At 53.2% G+C, this 17,649-nt stretch carries 13 protein-coding genes; 3 read left to right on the forward strand and 10 right to left on the reverse strand.

From position 1 onward, the window contains the following. Window positions 1-7 precede the first annotated feature (7 nt). The 10 genes from ACLJTG_RS16300 to thpR all read right to left on the reverse strand — a co-directional run bounded on the left by ACLJTG_RS16300 (window position 8) and on the right by thpR (window position 9,996). Complete coding sequence (locus tag ACLJTG_RS16300; RefSeq protein WP_000827925.1) at window positions 8-574, reverse strand: fimbrial protein; 567 nt, start codon at window positions 572-574, stop codon at window positions 8-10. After that, window positions 561-3,167 carry a Sta fimbria outer membrane usher protein StaC gene (gene staC, locus ACLJTG_RS16305; RefSeq protein WP_052932269.1) on the reverse strand — a complete coding sequence of 869 codons (2,607 nt, stop codon included), beginning with the start codon at window positions 3,165-3,167 and terminating at the stop codon, window positions 561-563. Before staC ends, ACLJTG_RS16300 begins: the two co-directional genes overlap by 14 nt. 59 nt (window positions 3,168-3,226) lie before the next feature. Next, a complete protein-coding gene (locus tag ACLJTG_RS16310) occupies window positions 3,227-3,961 on the reverse strand; it encodes a fimbrial chaperone (RefSeq protein ID WP_000967610.1) in 735 nt (244 codons plus the stop codon). Between the two features lie 178 nt (window positions 3,962-4,139). After that, window positions 4,140-4,724 (reverse strand): fimbrial protein, encoded by a 585-nt coding sequence (locus ACLJTG_RS16315; RefSeq protein ID WP_000709193.1) that lies wholly within the window; start codon window positions 4,722-4,724, stop codon window positions 4,140-4,142. A 388-nt stretch (window positions 4,725-5,112) separates the two neighbouring features. Beyond that, window positions 5,113-5,592 carry a 2-amino-4-hydroxy-6-hydroxymethyldihydropteridine diphosphokinase gene (gene folK / locus ACLJTG_RS16320; RefSeq protein ID WP_000150775.1) on the reverse strand — a complete coding sequence of 160 codons (480 nt, stop codon included), beginning with the start codon at window positions 5,590-5,592 and terminating at the stop codon, window positions 5,113-5,115. Next, window positions 5,589-6,986 (reverse strand): polynucleotide adenylyltransferase PcnB, encoded by a 1,398-nt coding sequence (pcnB, locus tag ACLJTG_RS16325; RefSeq protein ID WP_125540466.1) that lies wholly within the window; start codon window positions 6,984-6,986, stop codon window positions 5,589-5,591. The genes folK and pcnB overlap by 4 nt, the downstream gene beginning before the upstream one ends. Window positions 6,987-7,147: 161 nt before the next feature. Next, entirely contained in the window at window positions 7,148-8,044 is an 897-nt protein-coding gene (gluQRS, locus tag ACLJTG_RS16330; protein WP_000132295.1) for a tRNA glutamyl-Q(34) synthetase GluQRS, read from the reverse strand. A gap of 68 nt (window positions 8,045-8,112) precedes the next feature. Then, window positions 8,113-8,568, reverse strand: coding sequence for an RNA polymerase-binding protein DksA (gene dksA / locus ACLJTG_RS16335; RefSeq protein ID WP_001155232.1), 456 nt, complete (start codon window positions 8,566-8,568; stop codon window positions 8,113-8,115). A gap of 176 nt (window positions 8,569-8,744) precedes the next feature. Next, entirely contained in the window at window positions 8,745-9,449 is a 705-nt protein-coding gene (sfsA, locus tag ACLJTG_RS16340; protein ID WP_000899412.1) for a DNA/RNA nuclease SfsA, read from the reverse strand. Window positions 9,450-9,465: 16 nt separating this feature from the next. Beyond that, the gene (gene thpR / locus ACLJTG_RS16345; protein WP_001294178.1) at window positions 9,466-9,996 is read right to left on the reverse strand and encodes an RNA 2',3'-cyclic phosphodiesterase; all 531 of its coding nucleotides are present in this window, start codon (window positions 9,994-9,996) and stop codon (window positions 9,466-9,468) included. Between the two features lie 72 nt (window positions 9,997-10,068). Between thpR and hrpB the strand changes: the two genes are divergently transcribed. The 3 genes from hrpB (at window position 10,069) to fhuA (ending at window position 17,643) form a co-directional block, all read left to right on the forward strand. Beyond that, window positions 10,069-12,498 (forward strand): ATP-dependent helicase HrpB, encoded by a 2,430-nt coding sequence (hrpB, locus tag ACLJTG_RS16350; RefSeq protein WP_198898317.1) that lies wholly within the window; start codon window positions 10,069-10,071, stop codon window positions 12,496-12,498. A gap of 140 nt (window positions 12,499-12,638) precedes the next feature. Further along, a complete protein-coding gene (mrcB, locus tag ACLJTG_RS16355) occupies window positions 12,639-15,161 on the forward strand; it encodes a bifunctional glycosyl transferase/transpeptidase (protein ID WP_198898318.1) in 2,523 nt (840 codons plus the stop codon). Between the two features lie 292 nt (window positions 15,162-15,453). After that, a complete protein-coding gene (gene fhuA / locus ACLJTG_RS16360; protein ID WP_000113226.1) occupies window positions 15,454-17,643 on the forward strand; it encodes a ferrichrome porin FhuA in 2,190 nt (729 codons plus the stop codon). Window positions 17,644-17,649: the final 6 nt, after the last annotated feature.

The raw sequence follows: 17,649 nt of genomic DNA on the forward strand, positions 1-17,649 counted from the left end.
GTCCTTGTTATTGATAAGTGAAGTTAAACGTAGCGGTTGAGCTGAAAGCACCTGTGGTACCTGCGCCGTCGGTCAGTTCACGCAGCGCGACCGTCATTTCCACTTCGTTTGCTGCGCGCTCGTCGGAAGTCCAGCTAAATGAGCCTGAGCCGGGCGTGAAATAGGTTTCATCGGTAGTGCTTTTGCGCTTAAAGCCCATGCCAACATTGGTGGCAGCGCCGCTTGCCGCTGATTGGTTTTTGATAAAATTGCCGCTGGCATCTGTGGAGCTGGCAAGCGTGGTGGTGATTTTGGTCAGAGCGGCACTGCAATCCTTCGCGACAAACTTAAAGTTTTTCTGCGATTCCGCTGATTTTTTAATAATTTTATCCAACCCGACATCGCCGACGTTCAGCGTATAGCCGCTGGTGGCATCACCCGATAAGTTCGAGCCATCTAACGCCGCAATTGACATGCTGCAGGTCGTGGCCAACACGGTGGCGGTAAAGTCGACGTTGATATTTTCCGCCTGACTGGTAAGCGGAAATATCACGGCGAGCACAGAGGCTGCTAAAAGGTATTTATTCCTTTTCATTGTCTATTCCATTTGATTTAAGGTTATTAACACGACAGGTTATGTGGTCTAACAGTAAGGTCTGGCTGGACCCTACCGTTTGTTGCGTTGCCGGCAACGCAAAGGTTGCTAAACAAGTTGCTGGCTGGTTTTCTTCAAACCAGCGTACTGAGAGTTCGCCTGCATCGCTGATGCCGCGAACAAAAGCCTGACCGCCCTGGCCCATGTTGCCGATCTGCACATCGTTCTCGTAGACTTCTGCGCCAAATGGTAGGGCTTTTCCGTCATTACGGGACATGTTGAGAATGACCGAGCGTCCCTGGTCAGTTTCGAAACTGGCTAAGACTACCGCGCCATCACGCGGTATCAGGGTTGTACTGGTGCTCTTTAGTTCGACATCGTTTTCCAGCGTGTCGATATCAATATTGACCTGGTTTTCTCTGTAGGCGGAAAGCGAGTTCGTCGCGCCGTAGCCCCAGCGATCGATGGTGCTGTTGCCGCCATTGATGCGCGCGCCTTTCGCGCCGGGGGCTTTTACCAGCACGATGGCATCGCTATTACCGAAGTTATCGTTAGTGAACGTCACTCCACCGCCATGCAGGACAAAGCCTCCGGTTGTGGCGAGCGAATATTGTCGGCTGCTGTCATTATTGGCAGAGGCTGAAGCAGTAACATCTCCCCAGGGGGACTGATAGCTGGCGTAGCCGCCGACATCGGTGATGTTCTTTTCATTTTTCTGCATGGTGTAGCCGGTGTTCACGCTGTAGTTCAGCGTGTGGTCTTCACTGCTGCCGTTGCTGTTCATGCTCAACTGGTGCCCGCCGTCAAAATCAGTGCGCATTTGCGCCGTCAGTGAGCTGAAACCCGACTTACGGCGACCGCCGCCCAGCAGATTCTCCAGCGGAACGTTGAAGTTGATATAGAGCGAATCATCTTTTTCGCCATCTTCATCCCAGGATCTCTGGAGGTTGATACTGAGGCTGCCCCACGAAAAACCTCTTCCGTAACCGAGGCTATAGTCGGTACGGCTTTCATTGGTAGCCCAGTAGTCGGTCCAGGAGCCTGAGAGGAAAAAGGAACCGTAGTCGACTTCCTTAAACCTCAACGGTTGGTTTATGCTGACCGTGACCTGGTTTTTCATGCGCGAATAGTTAAGCATGGTGTTGCGATCGTCCGCGTCTTTATGTTTCGCGTCATCAATCAGCTGTAGCGCATCATTCAGGCCCAGGTAGTCCTGCGTTGAATAACGATATGCCGCTACGTTAAAGGAGGTTGCCGTCGGTTCAATCAGCTTGTTCCACGTCAGTCGGTAGCTCTGGCCCTTATAGGTTTTATCCTCAGGGATCTCTGTACGAGACTGAGTGACATCAAGTGCAAATGCGCCAAGAGGGGTGTTGAGGCCGACACCCAGCAACCCGGCAAGATAGTTATTATCTGTTCCCTGAACACCTGTATAGAGGGTCAAAAAGTTATTAAGGCCGTAGTAATATGAACCTTGCGCCATATAGGGCTTGTCATGAAGCTCATCGTCATTCACTTCACCGGCGCTGAAATCCCAACGTCCGACGCCCGGGCGCTGCATCTGCATAACCGAGGAGAATGGCTGGCTAAAGGTGCGTTTACTGCCGTCGGCCTCCTCAACGGTGACGATGAGGTCGCTACCGTAGCCGGAAGGACTGATGTCGCTGATTTCAAAGGGGCCTGGCGGTACCGTGGACTCATAAATTTTGTAGCCGCCCTGGGTTATGCTGACCTTGGCGTTACTGTTTGCTACGCCGCGAATAATCGGCGCATAGTTGGCAAGCTGCGAAGGTAGCATTCGGTTGTCGCTATACAGACGAGCCCCGCGAATGCTTACGGAGTCAAATGTTTCGCCCGTGGTATAGGTTTCACCGACAACAAGTTGAGAGCGCATTGAAGGCAGATCGCGCTGCAAGTAGCGATTCTGGTAGTCAAAGGAGCTTCCTGAGTCTTTCGTCCAGTTATAGTTGCCGTTGGCGCGAAAACGCCATGCGCCGAGGTTAATACCGGTGTTAAACGCCGCATACATACTGTCATTATCGGCGTTGCCATTGGTGCTGTGATAGCCGTTCGCCGAGTAGGACAGAAGCGCTGCCGGAATACCATCTTCCCACAGCGAAGGCTCAACATAGCCGTCATAACCTTCAATGAGCCACGCCTGAGGTACGGTAATATCCAGACGCTGTTCGCCCATATCAAAATTGACCTCTGAATGCGCGATGGCGACGGGAAGGTTCAGACAATCTTGATCTTCTTCCTCCCCTTTTTTCAGAATTTGATTGGTCGCATTGATTTCTGGCTGTTTGATATGCAACTGCGCCAGATTTTTTTGTGTCAGGCAGGCTTCTGCACTGACCTTGCCGATATCGATAAAGGGTATGGACAGGCTTGATACGGGGTTTTCGTTGACGAAAACTTTTACGCTATACGTTCCGACAGGCGTTGGGTTGCCGTCGGAGTATTTGCTGATATCGATTGTGGAGGCGCTACTCCCCATTAAAAAGGAACTGTCGTATTCAACGCTTTCAGCGGAAATACTGCTCTGGCTATAAAATAGCGCACAGCAAACTGCGAGCATCGTTTTCTTCGGCATGGCCTTGGAATGTGGAAAGTTTTGCACCGATTTCTTCATCCTGATTCTTGGTTAATCCGTTACAGCGATACGGAACCTTCAATCAAACCGCCAAAATCATTAATGGCGTGATACTCCAGTTTTCCGGCGCTAGCGCCTGACAAGCCTTTCACGGTGAAGGATGATTTACTGAAAGGCGCAACCATGGTGGCTTCAACGTCATAACGTTTACCGCCTGCAGTGTAGGTAGCGTCATTAAATGAGACGAAATACGGAGTTGAGTTATCAGCACGTAGTACCGCGTGGCCTTGTTCGCTCGCTATTTGCCACTTCAGTTGTTTTGCCGCTTCAGCAGGCTGGCCCTTTAGTCCTGTTGGGCGATAGAACAGTTTGATACGGGTACGAAAAGCCAGTTGCAGTAAGCTTTTATTCTCTTCTTTGCTGGTATCCGCTTTTGGCGGTACTTCCAGTACGTTAAACCAGAAGACGCTTTCCCGGTCTTTCGGCAGCGCGCTGGCCTGGGTATACATAATTTTTACCGATTGCCCACGTTTAGGCTCAACGCGTGAAACCGGGGGGGTAGAAACGAAAGGCGCTTTAATACTCCCGGGATCGTCGTTATCGTTACCCAGGTCTATCCAGTTTTGGACTAATAATGGGCGGGTACCCTTATTTTCCAGTCTTATACTGACGTCTTTTTTATTTTCGTCATAAACGATTCGGGTGCCCGAGATAATAATATCCGCATAGCTAAAGGTACTAAATACAGCACTGGCTAATACGATGGCGGTCAGGCTTTTTTTTACATACAACATAAGCGTTCCTTGCCTGTAGAAGATAATGAAATCAACTTTGAATTTAATTAAATTGAATGAACCCCCGGAATCGTTGAAATAATTCCTGGACCCCGAAGGTTATATGAGATCAATAACTGATAAGCACGCTAACTCAAGGAAAGGTACGAGTACTTATTAGTGATAACCGTATGTCCTGTTACTGGTAAGTAAAGGTATACATTGCGTTCGTGGTTACATGACCGGTAGTCACTTCTTTAGAAGCATCGGCACGAACGTAAGACGCCATAAAGTTATAGGTTGCAACTTTGTTTTTGAAGGACGCTTCATGAATTTCAGCGCCATCGATTTTAACCTGAGTTTTGGTATCGGCATCATGGATGGCGATATTCACGTTTTCAGCCCCAGTTTCACCAGCCACGGACAGTGTGGTGTCATTGTCAAGAGTGCCGGTAGTGTTAGAGAATGACGAATCCATTACCAGAGAAGCCTTAGTGGCATCAGTTACATCAGCCGCGCCTGAGCAATCCAGGATGATAGAGAACGGAGCCGGAAGCGCGCCGTATGCGTTAGCAGCAACGCCTTCAGTGATATCGCCTGGGGCTGCTGTAGTCAGATATACGTCACCATCAGTCGCTTGATTACCGCGTGAAGAGGAAACTACTTTAGAACAGGTTGTTGCGCTCACTAAACCGTGGAATTCGATCTGGCCGCCTTCAACTGCCATTGCGGAAGTAGAACCCATAGCCATAACCATTGCGGCAGCTAAAATCGCTTTTTTCATTGCTGTATCCTTACAGGATTGAAATGTTAATAAATTAAATATCTACTAATTTATATTAAATAGCAGGGCTTGGATTTTAGCGTTTGAGGATAATTTTTGTATAATATTTATTATTTATTGTTTTTTTGTGATGAATTACCTCTGATTATATTTAAGGATATTCTGACATTTTATTCATTGTGTCATTAATAGTGTTATTCATGGTGTTTATGTTTAATTGCATTAAGCGGCTGCTTTTTAAACGGATAGCTGAAATATATGGTTTGTTGTTATGTTATATAATGTACGACTGGTTCCATGATTATTTCTAACAAGAGTATTTAATTTATCTAATTATACGGAATAACAGCATAGAAACTATTTGTTGAATTGATAATAGGGGTATTTCTTACCAACGATCGGGACAGGGAGACATTTGGGACATCAGCTCGATCAGCAGACCTTTATCGTCGGGAAACACCAGCTCCGGAGCGATTTCGAATAACGGCCACAGCATAAAACCGCGGTTTTTCATGTCGTAGTGCGGCACGGTCAGACGGTCGGTGTTAATGACTTCATCGCCAAACAGCATAATGTCGAGATCCAGCGTGCGCGGCCCCCAGCGTTCGGCCTTGCGCACCCGGCCCTGTTGCAGCTCAATGCGCTGGGTATGGTTAAGCAATTCTTCGGGGGCGAGAGCGGTATCCAGCGCCACCGCAGCGTTCAGGTAATCGGGCTGATCCTGTGGGCCAAGCGGCGGCGTGCGGTAAAACGAAGAAACCGCGACGATACGGCTATCGGGAATGTCGGCGATAGCCTTCAGGGCGGCATTGACCTGCTCCAGCGGAGAGGCCAGATTACTGCCAAGCGCGATATACGCGATCGTCATACGGTGCCCTCGCGGCGCGGCGCGCGTTTGCGCGGACGTGAACGACGGCGGCGTGGAGCAGGATCGTCGTCCAGCTCGTTGAGCATCCCTTTTTGTTCCGGCGGCGCGGAAGCCTGAAACTCGGCCCACCACTGCGCCAGACGTTGCAGTTCAGTATTATTTTCCACCTGAGCGCGCAGCTCCAGCAAATCAAACGCGGCGCGGAATTTGGGATGTTCCATCAGCTTCCAGGCGCGTTTGCCCTGGCGTCGCGACATCCGTAACTGAAGCTGCCAAATATCACGGGTAAGCGTGGTAAGGCGTTTCGGGATCGCCAGTGAACGGCAGGCTTCATCCAGCACGTCATTCATGGCCAGCGCGAAAGCATCGTAATAGGCAAGGCCGCTCTCCTGAGCGATTTTTTGCGCCATCTCCAGCAGCGGATACCAGAACATGGCGGCAAACAAAAATGCCGGATTAACGCGCATCTCGTTACGGATGCGGTTATCCGTATTCTTCAACACCTGCGCAATGATGCGTTCCATTGCGCTGTCGCCGTTTTCGGTGAAATAACGCGTAATGGTAGGAAACAACGGCTGGAAGAGGTGGTATTCCCGCAGTTGTTGATAGGTTTCATAACCGTTCCCCGCCTGCAACAGCTTCAGCGACTCTTCGAACAGGCGCGCGGGAGGAATGTCGTTTAGCAAGGTTGCCAGACGCGGGATTGGCTCAGCCGTTTCAGGGCTGATACGCATATTGAGCTTCGCAGCGAAACGCACGGCGCGCAGCATTCGAACCGGATCTTCGCGGTAGCGCGTTTCCGGATTGCCGATCAGGCGAATCACGCCTTCTTGCAGATCCTGCATCCCGCCGACGTAATCGCGCACGGTAAAATCCGCCACGCTGTAGTAAAGGCTGTTGATGGTGAAATCGCGGCGCTGGGCATCTTCTTCGATAGAGCCGAAGATGTTGTCGCGCAGCAGCATACCGTTTTGCCCACGCTGGGAGGTCGTACGGTCGCTTTCACTGCCTTCATGATGACCACGAAACGTTGCCACTTCGATAATTTCCGGGCCAAACATCACGTGAGCCAGGCGGAAACGACGCCCCACCAGACGGCAATTGCGGAATAATTTCCGTACCTGATCCGGTGTTGCGTTGGTGGTCACGTCGAAATCCTTCGGCTTTTTACCGAGCAGGAGATCGCGGACGCCGCCGCCGACCAGGTAGGCTTCATAGCCCGCTTTGTTCAGCCTGTACAGTACCTTGAGGGCATTTTCACTGATATCTTTGCGGGAGATAGCGTGCTGTTCACGCGGGATAATCGTCATATGTGGACGGGCGACGGCTTGTTCTGCCTCGCTCTCCTCGCGGCTTAACACCTTACGGCAAAAATTAGCGACTCGGGTAAAAATAGCGCACCTCGGTAGTGTCATACATTAATAAGATCAACTTACTCTATGTCTTTCGCATTACGGCAGACGGGCGTAAGAGAGCAACGCGACCTGGGCTGTAAGCATCATTAACGCCGCAGCAATGCGAAAGACGATGAGCAAAAATAGCGGCTAATCATAGCTCAGCGAGACGCATTTGAGAATGCCGGATTTACATTAGCCGATGTGGGTACGGCTGTAAGCCTCCAGTGCGCCACTGCAAAGCGCAGCAACTCCTCAACAGACATCTCCTGCCACGCTACGACGTCGCGTTGGCCTAAAAAGCGCAATGCCTGGACCAGTACCGGGCGCGGATCGCCTGTCGCAAGCGCAGGGGCATGATTTTGCTTGGAAAGTTTAGCGCCTTGTTCGTTGAGCGCCAGCGGAAGGTGCACGTAGCCTGGCGCACGCCAGCCAAACTGTTTATACAGCGAAAGTTGTCGGACAGTGGGTTCGATTAAATCTGCGCCGCGGACGATCTCCGTCACCCCCTGAAAATGATCGTCGACCACCACGGCCAGATTATAAGCAAACAGTCCGTCGCGGCGGTGGATAATAAAATCTTCGCTCGCCAGCTGTGGGTCAGCCTGGATGTCGCCGCGCAAGGCATCATGGAAATGCATCACCGGATGCTGCTGTTTAATTCTGACGGCGGCATTCTCCGGCCCGTGGCATAACGTCCGACAATGGCCGTCGTAAATACCGCCCAGACGTTGAATGCGCGAGCGGGGGCAAGTGCAGTAGTAGCTCAGTCCCTGCTCGTGAAGCCAGGCCAGCGCCTCGCGATAAGCCTCATGACGCTGTGATTGCCATAAGACCTCGCCATCCCAGTGCAGGCCGTAATGTTCCAGCTGGCGCAGAATGGTCGCTGCGGCACCGGGAACTTCACGTGGGGGGTCGATATCCTCGATGCGAACGCGCCAAATTCCGCGTTGCGCACGGGCTTGTAGATAGCTGCCGAGGGCGGCGATTAACGAGCCGAAATGCAGTTCGCCGGATGGCGACGGCGCGAAACGGCCAATATAGTGTGAGTCAGTCATGCTGCGGGCAATAAAGAATAAGGCGGGAAAACTCCCGCCTGTCATAAATAGGGTAGAAACGAACGGGATTAACCCGCCATCTGTTTTTCGCGAATTTCAGCCAGCGTTTTGCAGTCGATGCACAGATCGGCTGTTGGACGCGCTTCCAGGCGGCGGATACCAATCTCCACTCCGCAGGACTCGCAATAACCGAAGTCTTCATCTTCCACTTTCTTCAGCGTCTTCTCGATCTTTTTGATCAGTTTGCGCTCACGGTCACGATTACGTAACTCCAGGCTAAACTCCTCTTCCTGCGCGGCGCGATCGACCGGATCGGGGAAGTTGGCGGCTTCGTCCTGCATGTGCGTCACAGTGCGATCGACTTCATCCCGGAGTTGATTACGCCATGCTTCAAGAATACGCTTGAAGTGCGATAGCTGGGCTTCGTTCATATACTCTTCGCCCGGTTTCTCCTGGTACGGCTCCACCCCAGCGATGGCGAGAATACTCAGGGACGATGTTTTACGGTTTTGCCCTTCTTGCATGTTGCTTCTCCTTAACACGCACTATCGATCCCCATGTTCGGGGGAAAATCAGGTCGCTATAAATAGCAGATGCTTTTCCGGATAGCAATTATCTAAACGTAACACTTGACAACCCTGTGAGGAAAAGCGTATTTACGCACGCGGCCAGAATACTTAATAATCAGGCTGTTATTCCACTACAACGTTATGGGTACTGGTTCGTTCAGTTCCATTTTTTGGGCTGAAAGTTCTGCTTTATAAGCTAAAACTTCCACGCCTTTATTCTGAGCCTCGCTCAATAGCTGCGCGTATTTTATATCGATATGACGTGCGGGTGAAAAACGTGTAATGGCGGAGTGCAGCACCGCGAACACCACCACTGCGCGATGACCTGCCGCCGCAACGCCCATCAACTCCCGAAGATGTTTTTGCCCTCGTTCGGTGATGGCGTCGGGAAAATAACCGTTTTCTTTTTCCGCTAACGTGACCGATTTCACTTCAATATAGCAGTCCGGGCGGAAATCTGCCTGTAACATAAAATCTATACGGCTGCGCTCGGCGCCATATTTGACTTCACTTTTCAGAATATTGTACCCCGCCAGCGCCGGCAGGCGATTCTCCTGAATCGCTTCTTTCGTTAGCTGGTTCGCCCGCAGCGTATTCACGCAAATGAATGCGCCGGATTGCGTTTCAGTCAATTCCCAGGTATGCGGATATTTGCGTTTAGTATTTTCTGATGTCGAATACCAGACGGTATCGCCAGGCGTGGCGCAGCCGGTCATCGCGCCGGTATTAGGACAGTGCAGCGTAAGCGTTGTACCGTCAGGGGTGATCACATCGGCTAAAAAACGTTTATAGCGCTGAATCAGCGTAGCGCGTTGTAAAGGGGGTGAGAATAGCATCGACATTCCTTCATTATTATTCGCCCAGCGTCCAGCGCTGCAGCTCGGCATAGCGGGTACGGCCTTGCCCATACGAAGAGGCGTAAAGCGCAAACGACGTGACCGGAAATGACCAGCAAAAGCCCGGCGGCGGGATAGCCACCGTATGGCTGGCGTCGCGCAGCAGCGTAATATGCGGGTGAAAAGGCTGCGGGCTTTGGTAACAACCGCTGCGGGCGGCCTGCGCGCGCAGCATATTAGCCAACTGCAACAACCCGCGCGGCGGCTGGCGCATCCCCAGCCACACCACGCGCGAACGCAGCCACTGACCGGCGTCATCCAGATGTAGCGTAAAGCCCGGCTGGCGAATTCGTCCGGCCAGTTGCGCAAGCGCGCGCTGCTTATCGCTACTGACGTCGCCTAAAAAGGCCAGCGTCAGGTGTAGGTTCGCCGCTGCGACGGGGCGTCCGTCTTCAGACGCAAAATGGGCGGCGCGCCAGGCGATAATTTGTGCGCGCGCGTCGTCGGGTAAGTCAATCGCAAAAAACAGCCGTTTTGGCTCAGACATAGGGATACTCGGTTATGGATTAACACGATGCTACAATGCGGCGCAAAGAAAGTTAACCCCGTGGAGCCGTTTGTGACGTCATTGCCCGTTGCCGCCGTATTGCCTGAATTGTTGACAGCCCTAAAAACCGCGCCGCAGGTTTTGTTGTCCGCGCCTACCGGGGCGGGGAAATCCACCTGGCTGCCGTTGCAACTCCTGCAACAGGGGCCGGTTGCTGGAAAAATCCTTCTGCTTGAACCGCGTCGTCTGGCGGCGCGTAATGTCGCGCAGCGTCTGGCGGAAGCGTTGAATGAAAAGCCTGGCGAAACGGTAGGTTACCGGATGCGTGCGCAAAGCTGCGTGGGGCCGCGTACCCGGCTGGAAGTGGTGACAGAAGGCGTATTGACCAGAATGATTCAGCGCGATCCCGAATTACGCGGCGTGGGGCTGGTGATACTGGATGAATTTCATGAGCGCAGTTTACAGGCGGATTTAGCGTTGGCGCTGTTGCTGGATATCCAGCAAGGGCTCCGTGACGATCTCAGGCTGTTAATCATGTCTGCGACGCTGGATAACGACAGGCTTTGTCAGCGACTGCCTGATGCGCCGACGATCGTCTCGGAGGGGCGCGCGTTCCCGGTGGAGCGACGTTATCAGCCGCTCGCGACGCATTTGCGTTTTGATGAAGCCGTCGCGATGGCGACAGCGGAACTGTTGCGCAATGAAAACGGTTCGCTGCTGCTATTTTTACCCGGCGTAGGCGAAATACAGCGCGTTCATGAACATCTGGCGTCGCGGGTAGGGAGCGATGTCCTGCTTTGTCCGCTGTATGGCGCATTGTCTCTGGAAGCGCAACGCAAAGCGATTGTTCCCGCACCCGCCGGGATGCGTAAAGTGGTATTGGCGACTAACATTGCCGAAACCAGTTTGACGATTGAAGGGATTCGTCTGGTCGTCGATAGCGCTCAGGAGCGCGTGGCGCGATTTGACGCGCGAACGGGACTGACGCGGCTGGTTACGCAGCGTATCAGTCAGGCATCAATGACGCAGCGCGCGGGGCGCGCCGGACGACTGGCGCCGGGTATCTGTTTACATCTGCTGGCCAAAGAACAGGCGGAGCGGGCGGCGGCGCAAAGCGATCCGGAAATCTTACACAGCGACCTTTCCGGTTTATTGATGGAGGTGTTGCAGTGGGGATGTCACGATCCGGCATCGCTTTTCTGGCTGGACAGGCCGCCGGAGGTGAATCTTCAGGCCGCCCGCCGTTTATTATTGATGTTAGGCGCGCTGGAGGGCGAGCGATTAAGCGCGCGGGGGCAGAAAATGGCGGCAATGGGTAACGATCCGCGCCTGGCGGCGATGTTAGTCAACGCTGGCGAGGGCGATAGCGCCGCCACTGCCGCCATGCTCGCGGCCATCCTTGAGGACCCGCCGCGCGGCGGCGGTACGGATTTAAGCGTGCTATTTTCGCGGCGACAGCCGGGCTGGCAGCAGCGTAGCCAGCAGCTTTTAAAACGGCTGCAGGTGCGTAATGGCGAGCCGGATAGCGCGCTTATTATGCCGCTGTTGGCCAGAGCGTTTAGCGACCGCATCGCGCGGCGTCGTGGTCAGGAAGGGCGCTATCAGTTAGCCAATGGTATGGGCGCGATGTTAGATGCGGATGACGCGTTGGGACGTCATGAATGGCTGATCGCGCCGCTGTTGCTGCAAGGTAGCGCCTCGCCGGACGCCCGAATATTGTTGGCGCAGCCGCTGGATATCGCCTCGCTGATTCAGGCGTGTCCTGATTTACTGCGCCAGTCTGACACGGTTGAATGGGACGAGGCGCAGGGAACGTTGAAAGCGTGGCGCAGAATGCGTATTGGACAGTTGACGGTTAACGTTCAGCCACTGGCGAAGCCGTCTGAAGAGGAGCTTCATCAGGCGATGCTGAACGGCATCCGCGATAAAGGCCTGTCCGTCCTTAACTGGACGCCGGAAGCGGAGCAGTTCCGTCTGCGTCTGCACTGTGCGGCGAAATGGCTGCCGGAATATGACTGGCCTGCCGTGGATGAGGCGTCGCTGCTGGCGACTCTGGAAAACTGGTTGCTGCCGCACATGACAGGCGTACAGTCGTTACGAGGGCTAAAATCCCTGAACGTTAATCAGGCGTTACGGGGACTGCTTGACTATGCCCTGCTGCAACGTCTGGATAGTGAACTGCCTGGGCATTACACTGTGCCGACGGGAAGCCGAATAACGATTCGTTATCATGAAGATAACCCGCCCGCGCTGGCGGTCAGAATGCAGGAAATGTTCGGCGAGGCAAGTACGCCGACGCTTGCGCAGGGGCGAGTGCCGCTGGTGCTGGAACTGCTTTCGCCTGCGCAGCGACCGCTACAGATTACGCGCGATTTAAGCGCTTTCTGGCAGGGGGCGTATCGCGAAGTGCAAAAAGAGATGAAAGGCCGTTATCCCAAACATGTCTGGCCGGACGATCCGGCGAATACGGCTCCAACGCGGCGCACGAAGAAGTATTCGTGACGTGTTATACGTTGCCTCCAGGCCGGATAAGGCGTTAATCGCCATCCGGCAAAAAGGTAAATTGAGAGATTTCTTCTTCTGTCGTCTGGCGGAAGAATAGAGAATCGGGCCTTTGCGCCTGTATGTTGCGGAGAAAAAGCATGGCGGGGAATGACCGCGAGCCGATTGGACGTAAGGGGAAACCGTCACGTCCTGTGAAACAAAAGGTGAGCCGTCGTCGGCAGCATGACGACGATTATGATGATGACTATGAGGATGAAGAACCGATGCCGCGTAAAGGTAAGGGCAAAGGGCGTAAGCCTCGTGGCAAGCGCGGCTGGCTGTGGCTATTGCTAAAACTGTTTATCGTTTTTGTGGTGCTGTTCGCCATTTACGGCGTCTATCTGGATCAAAAAATCCGCAGCCGTATTGATGGCAAGGTCTGGCAGCTTCCGGCGGCGGTATATGGCCGGATGGTGAACCTTGAACCAGACATGCCTGTCAGCAAAAACGAGATGGTGAAATTGCTGGAAGCGACGCAGTATCGTCTGGTGACGAAGATGACCCGTCCCGGCGAATTTACCGTGCAGGCCAATAGCATTGAGATGATCCGTCGTCCGTTTGACTTCCCGGACAGCAAAGAAGGGCAGGTGCGCGCGCGGCTGACGTTCAGTGACGGGCATCTGGAAACCATCGTCAATCTGGATAACAACCGCCAGTTTGGCTTCTTCCGACTCGATCCGCGGCTTATCACCATGCTTTCTTCGCCAAATGGCGAGCAGCGTTTATTCGTCCCGCGCAGCGGCTTCCCGGATCTGCTGGTCGATACGCTGTTGGCGACGGAAGACCGTCATTTCTATGAGCATGATGGCATTAGTCTTTACTCTATCGGGCGTGCGGTGCTGGCCAACCTGACGGCGGGACGCACGGTGCAGGGGGCCAGTACGCTGACCCAGCAGCTGGTGAAGAACCTGTTCCTCTCCAGCGAAAGATCATACTGGCGTAAAGCGAATGAAGCCTACATGGCGCTGATCATGGATGCCCGTTACAGTAAAGATCGTATTCTTGAGCTGTACATGAACGAGGTCTACCTCGGTCAAAGCGGGGATAATGAAATTCGCGGTTTTCCGCTGGCGAGCCTGTATTACTTTGGTCGTCCGGTAGAGGAACTGAGCCTCGATCAGCAGGCGTTACTGGTTGGGATGGTAAAAGGGGCGTCGATTTATAACCCGTGGCGCAATCCGAAACTGGCGCTGGAGCGTCGTAACCTGGTGTTACGCCTGTTACAGCAGCAGAAAATCATCGATCAGGAACTCTATGACATGCTGAGCGCGCGTCCGCTTGGCGTACAGCCGCGCGGCGGCGTTATCTCACCGCAGCCAGCGTTTATGCAGATGGTTCGTCAGGAACTGCAGGCGAAGCTGGGGGATAAAATTAAAGATCTCTCCGGCGTGAAGATCTTCACCACCTTTGACTCCGTGGCGCAGGATGCCGCAGAAAAAGCCGTTGTCGAAGGCATTCCGGCGTTGAAGAAGCAGCGTAAATTGAGCGATCTGGAAACCGCGATGGTGGTAGTGGATCGCTTTAGCGGCGAGGTACGCGCGATGGTTGGCGGGGCGGAGCCGCAGTATGCCGGCTATAACCGTGCCATGCAGGCGCGCCGTTCCATCGGGTCGCTGGCGAAACCGGCGACCTATCTGACCGCGTTAAGTCAGCCGAACTTATACCGTCTGAACACCTGGATTGCCGATGCGCCGATTTCTCTGCGCCAGCCGAATGGTCAGGTCTGGTCGCCGCAGAACGACGATCGTCGCTACAGCGAAAGCGGGAAAGTGATGCTGGTGGATGCGTTAACTCGCTCAATGAACGTACCGACGGTCAATCTGGGGATGGCGTTAGGTTTACCGGCGGTAACCGATACCTGGACGAAGCTCGGCGTGCCGAAAGATCAGCTCAATCCGGTTCCGGCGATGCTGTTAGGGGCGCTGAACCTGACGCCGATCGAAGTGGCGCAAGCGTTCCAGACTATCGCCAGCGGCGGAAATCGCGCGCCGTTATCAGCGCTGCGTTCGGTTATTGCGGAAGATGGTAAGGTGCTGTACCAAAGTTATCCGCAAGCTGAACGCGCCGTACCGGCACAGGCGGCTTACCTGACGCTCTGGACAATGCAGCAGGTCGTCCAGCGTGGTACGGGGCGTCAGCTTGGCGCGAAATATCCGGGTCTGCATCTGGCGGGTAAAACCGGGACGACAAACAACAATGTCGATACCTGGTTTGCCGGTATCGACGGCAGCCAGGTGACTATTACCTGGGTAGGCCGTGATAACAACCAGCCGACGAAATTGTACGGCGCCAGCGGCGCGATGGCGATTTACCAGCGCTATCTGGCGAACCAGACGCCGACGCCTTTAGTTCTGACGCCGCCGGAAGATGTGGTGGATATGGGCGTTGATTACGACGGTAATTTTGTCTGTAGCGGCGGTATGCGCACTCTGCCGGTCTGGACGGACGATCCAAATACGCTGTGCCAGCAGGGCGAGATGATGCAGCAGCAACAGCAGCCGTCAGGCAATCCGTTCGATCAGTCGTCTCAGCCGCAGCAGCCTGCGCAGCAACAGCCGCCGAAAGAAGAGAAGAGCGACGGCGTTGCCGGCTGGATTAAGGAGATGTTCGGCGGCAATTAATCACGGTAATAGTACCGGGTGGCGCTGTGCTTACCCGGTCTACACCGTTACGACCCCATTATGTGCGACGTAGGCCGAATAAGACGCTTACGTCGCCATCCGGCAAATCTTCCATAAATAACATTTCAGTCTAATTTATTAACCCTTCCTTTTCATCTGGTTATTTCTTAACCCCTTAGTTTTCGTAGGGCCGCGTATCGCTTGCCATTGCGACGATATTTCGCCTATCATGCTGCGGTTATAATAATAATTATCGTTTACGTTATCATTCACTTTCATCAGAGATATACCAATGGCGCGTCTTAAAACTGCTCAGCCAAACTCCTCACTGCGTAAAATCGCAGTTGTAGTAGCCACAGCGGTTAGCGGCATGTCTGTCTATGCACAGGCGGCGGTTCAACCGAAAGAAGAAACCATTACCGTAACCGCAGCGCCTGCGCCGCAGGAAAGTGCCTGGGGACCGGCTCCGACCATCGCCGCGAAGCGTTCCGCCACTACCACCAAAACTGATACACCTATCGAAAAAACGCCACAGTCGGTTTCGGTGGTCACTAACGAAGAGATGCAGATGCATCAATTCCAGTCAGTAAAAGAAGCGTTGGGTTACACGCCGGGCGTAACGGTAAGCAGTCGCGGCGCTTCCAATACCTATGACTTCGTGATTATCCGTGGCTTCTCTTCCGTCGGTCTGAGCCAGAATAACTATCTGGATGGCCTGAAATTGCAGGGTAACTTCTACAACGATGCGGTTATTGATCCCTACATGCTTGAGCGTGTTGAGTTGATGCGTGGCCCAACGTCCGTTCTCTACGGTAAGAGCAACCCGGGCGGTATTATTTCGATGGTTAGCAAGCGGCCGACTACTGAGCCGCTGAAAGAAATTCAATTCAAAATGGGGACGGACAATTTGTTCCAGACCGGTTTTGATTTTAGTGATTCCCTGGATGACAACGGTGAGTTCTCATATCGTCTGACGGGGCTGGCGCGTTCGACAAATGAGCAGCAAAAGAGTTCTGAGTCGCAGCGCTATGCGATTGCGCCCTCTTTTACCTGGCGTCCTGATGAGAAAACGAATTTTACGTTCCTTTCTTATTTCCAGAACGAACCAGAGACCGGCTACTACGGCTGGCTGCCGAAAGAGGGAACGGTTGAACCGTTACCGAATGGTAAACGCTTGCCAACAGATTTCAATGAAGGGGCGTCAAACAACACCTATTCTCGTAACGAGAAAATGGTGGGATACAGTTTCGAGCATGGCTTCAACGACACTTTTACCGTGCGCCAGAATTTACGTTTTGTCGAAATGAAAACCGCGCAAAAAAGCGTCTATGGCACGGGGATTGCGGCGGACGGCCATACGCTTAACCGCGGTACTATCGTTGACAACGAGCGTTTACAGAATTTCAGCGTAGATACACAACTGGAAAGTAAATTCGCGACCGGCGATATTGATCATACGTTGCTGACGGGTGTCGATTTCATGCGTATGCGTAATGATATTAACGCGACGTTTGGTAGCGCGCCGTCAATCGATCTCTATAACAATTACCATCCTGAATACTTTGCTTTCGGCGGCGCTGAGCCGTACCAGATGAACGAAAGTAAACAAACAGGCCTTTATGTTCAGGATCAGGCGGAATGGAATAAGTGGGTATTTACTCTCGGCGGCCGCTATGACTGGTCTAAACAAGCGACAACGGTGCGTCAGAATTCCACTACGCCGACAGAAGGATATATTGAACGTAATGACCACCAGTTCACCTGGCGCGGTGGCGTAAACTACGTATTCGATAATGGAATTTCACCTTACTTCAGCTATAGCCAATCTTTCGAGCCAAGCGCCTTCGATTTGTGGAGCACCCCACGCGTTTCTTACAAGCCGTCAAAAGGCGAGCAATATGAAGCCGGGGTGAAATACGTACCGAAAGACATGCCGGTTGTTGTTACGGGTGCCGTTTATCAGCTGACCAAAACCAATAACCTGACCGCCGATCCAACCAACCCATTAGCGCAGGTGCCGGCAGGCGAAATTCGTGCGCGAGGTGTAGAGCTGGAAGCCAAAGCAGCATTGACGGCTAACATCAATATGACGGCGTCTTACACTTATACTGATGCTGAATACACGAAAGACACTAATCTGAAAGGGAATACGCCAGAGCAGGTGCCTGAACACATGGCGTCGTTGTGGGGCGATTACACCTTCAACGACGGTCCGTTGTCAGGTTTAACCCTGGGAACAGGCGGTCGTTTTATTGGTTCCAGTTACGGCGATCCGGCCAATAGCTTCAAGGTAGGCAGCGCAGCGGTGATGGATGCGGTCGTCAAGTACGATCTGGCGCGTTTTGGTATGGCGGGCTCCAGCATTGCGGTTAACGTTAATAATCTGCTCGACCGCGAATACGTCGCCAGCTGCTTCCAGACCTACGGCTGTTTCTGGGGCGCAGAACGTCAGGTCGTTGCAACGGCAACCTTCCGTTTCTAATTTCTT

Origin of the sequence: Salmonella sp. SAL00672 (genome assembly GCF_046552175.1) — a bacterium.
Lineage (GTDB): Bacteria > Pseudomonadota > Gammaproteobacteria > Enterobacterales > Enterobacteriaceae > Salmonella > Salmonella enterica.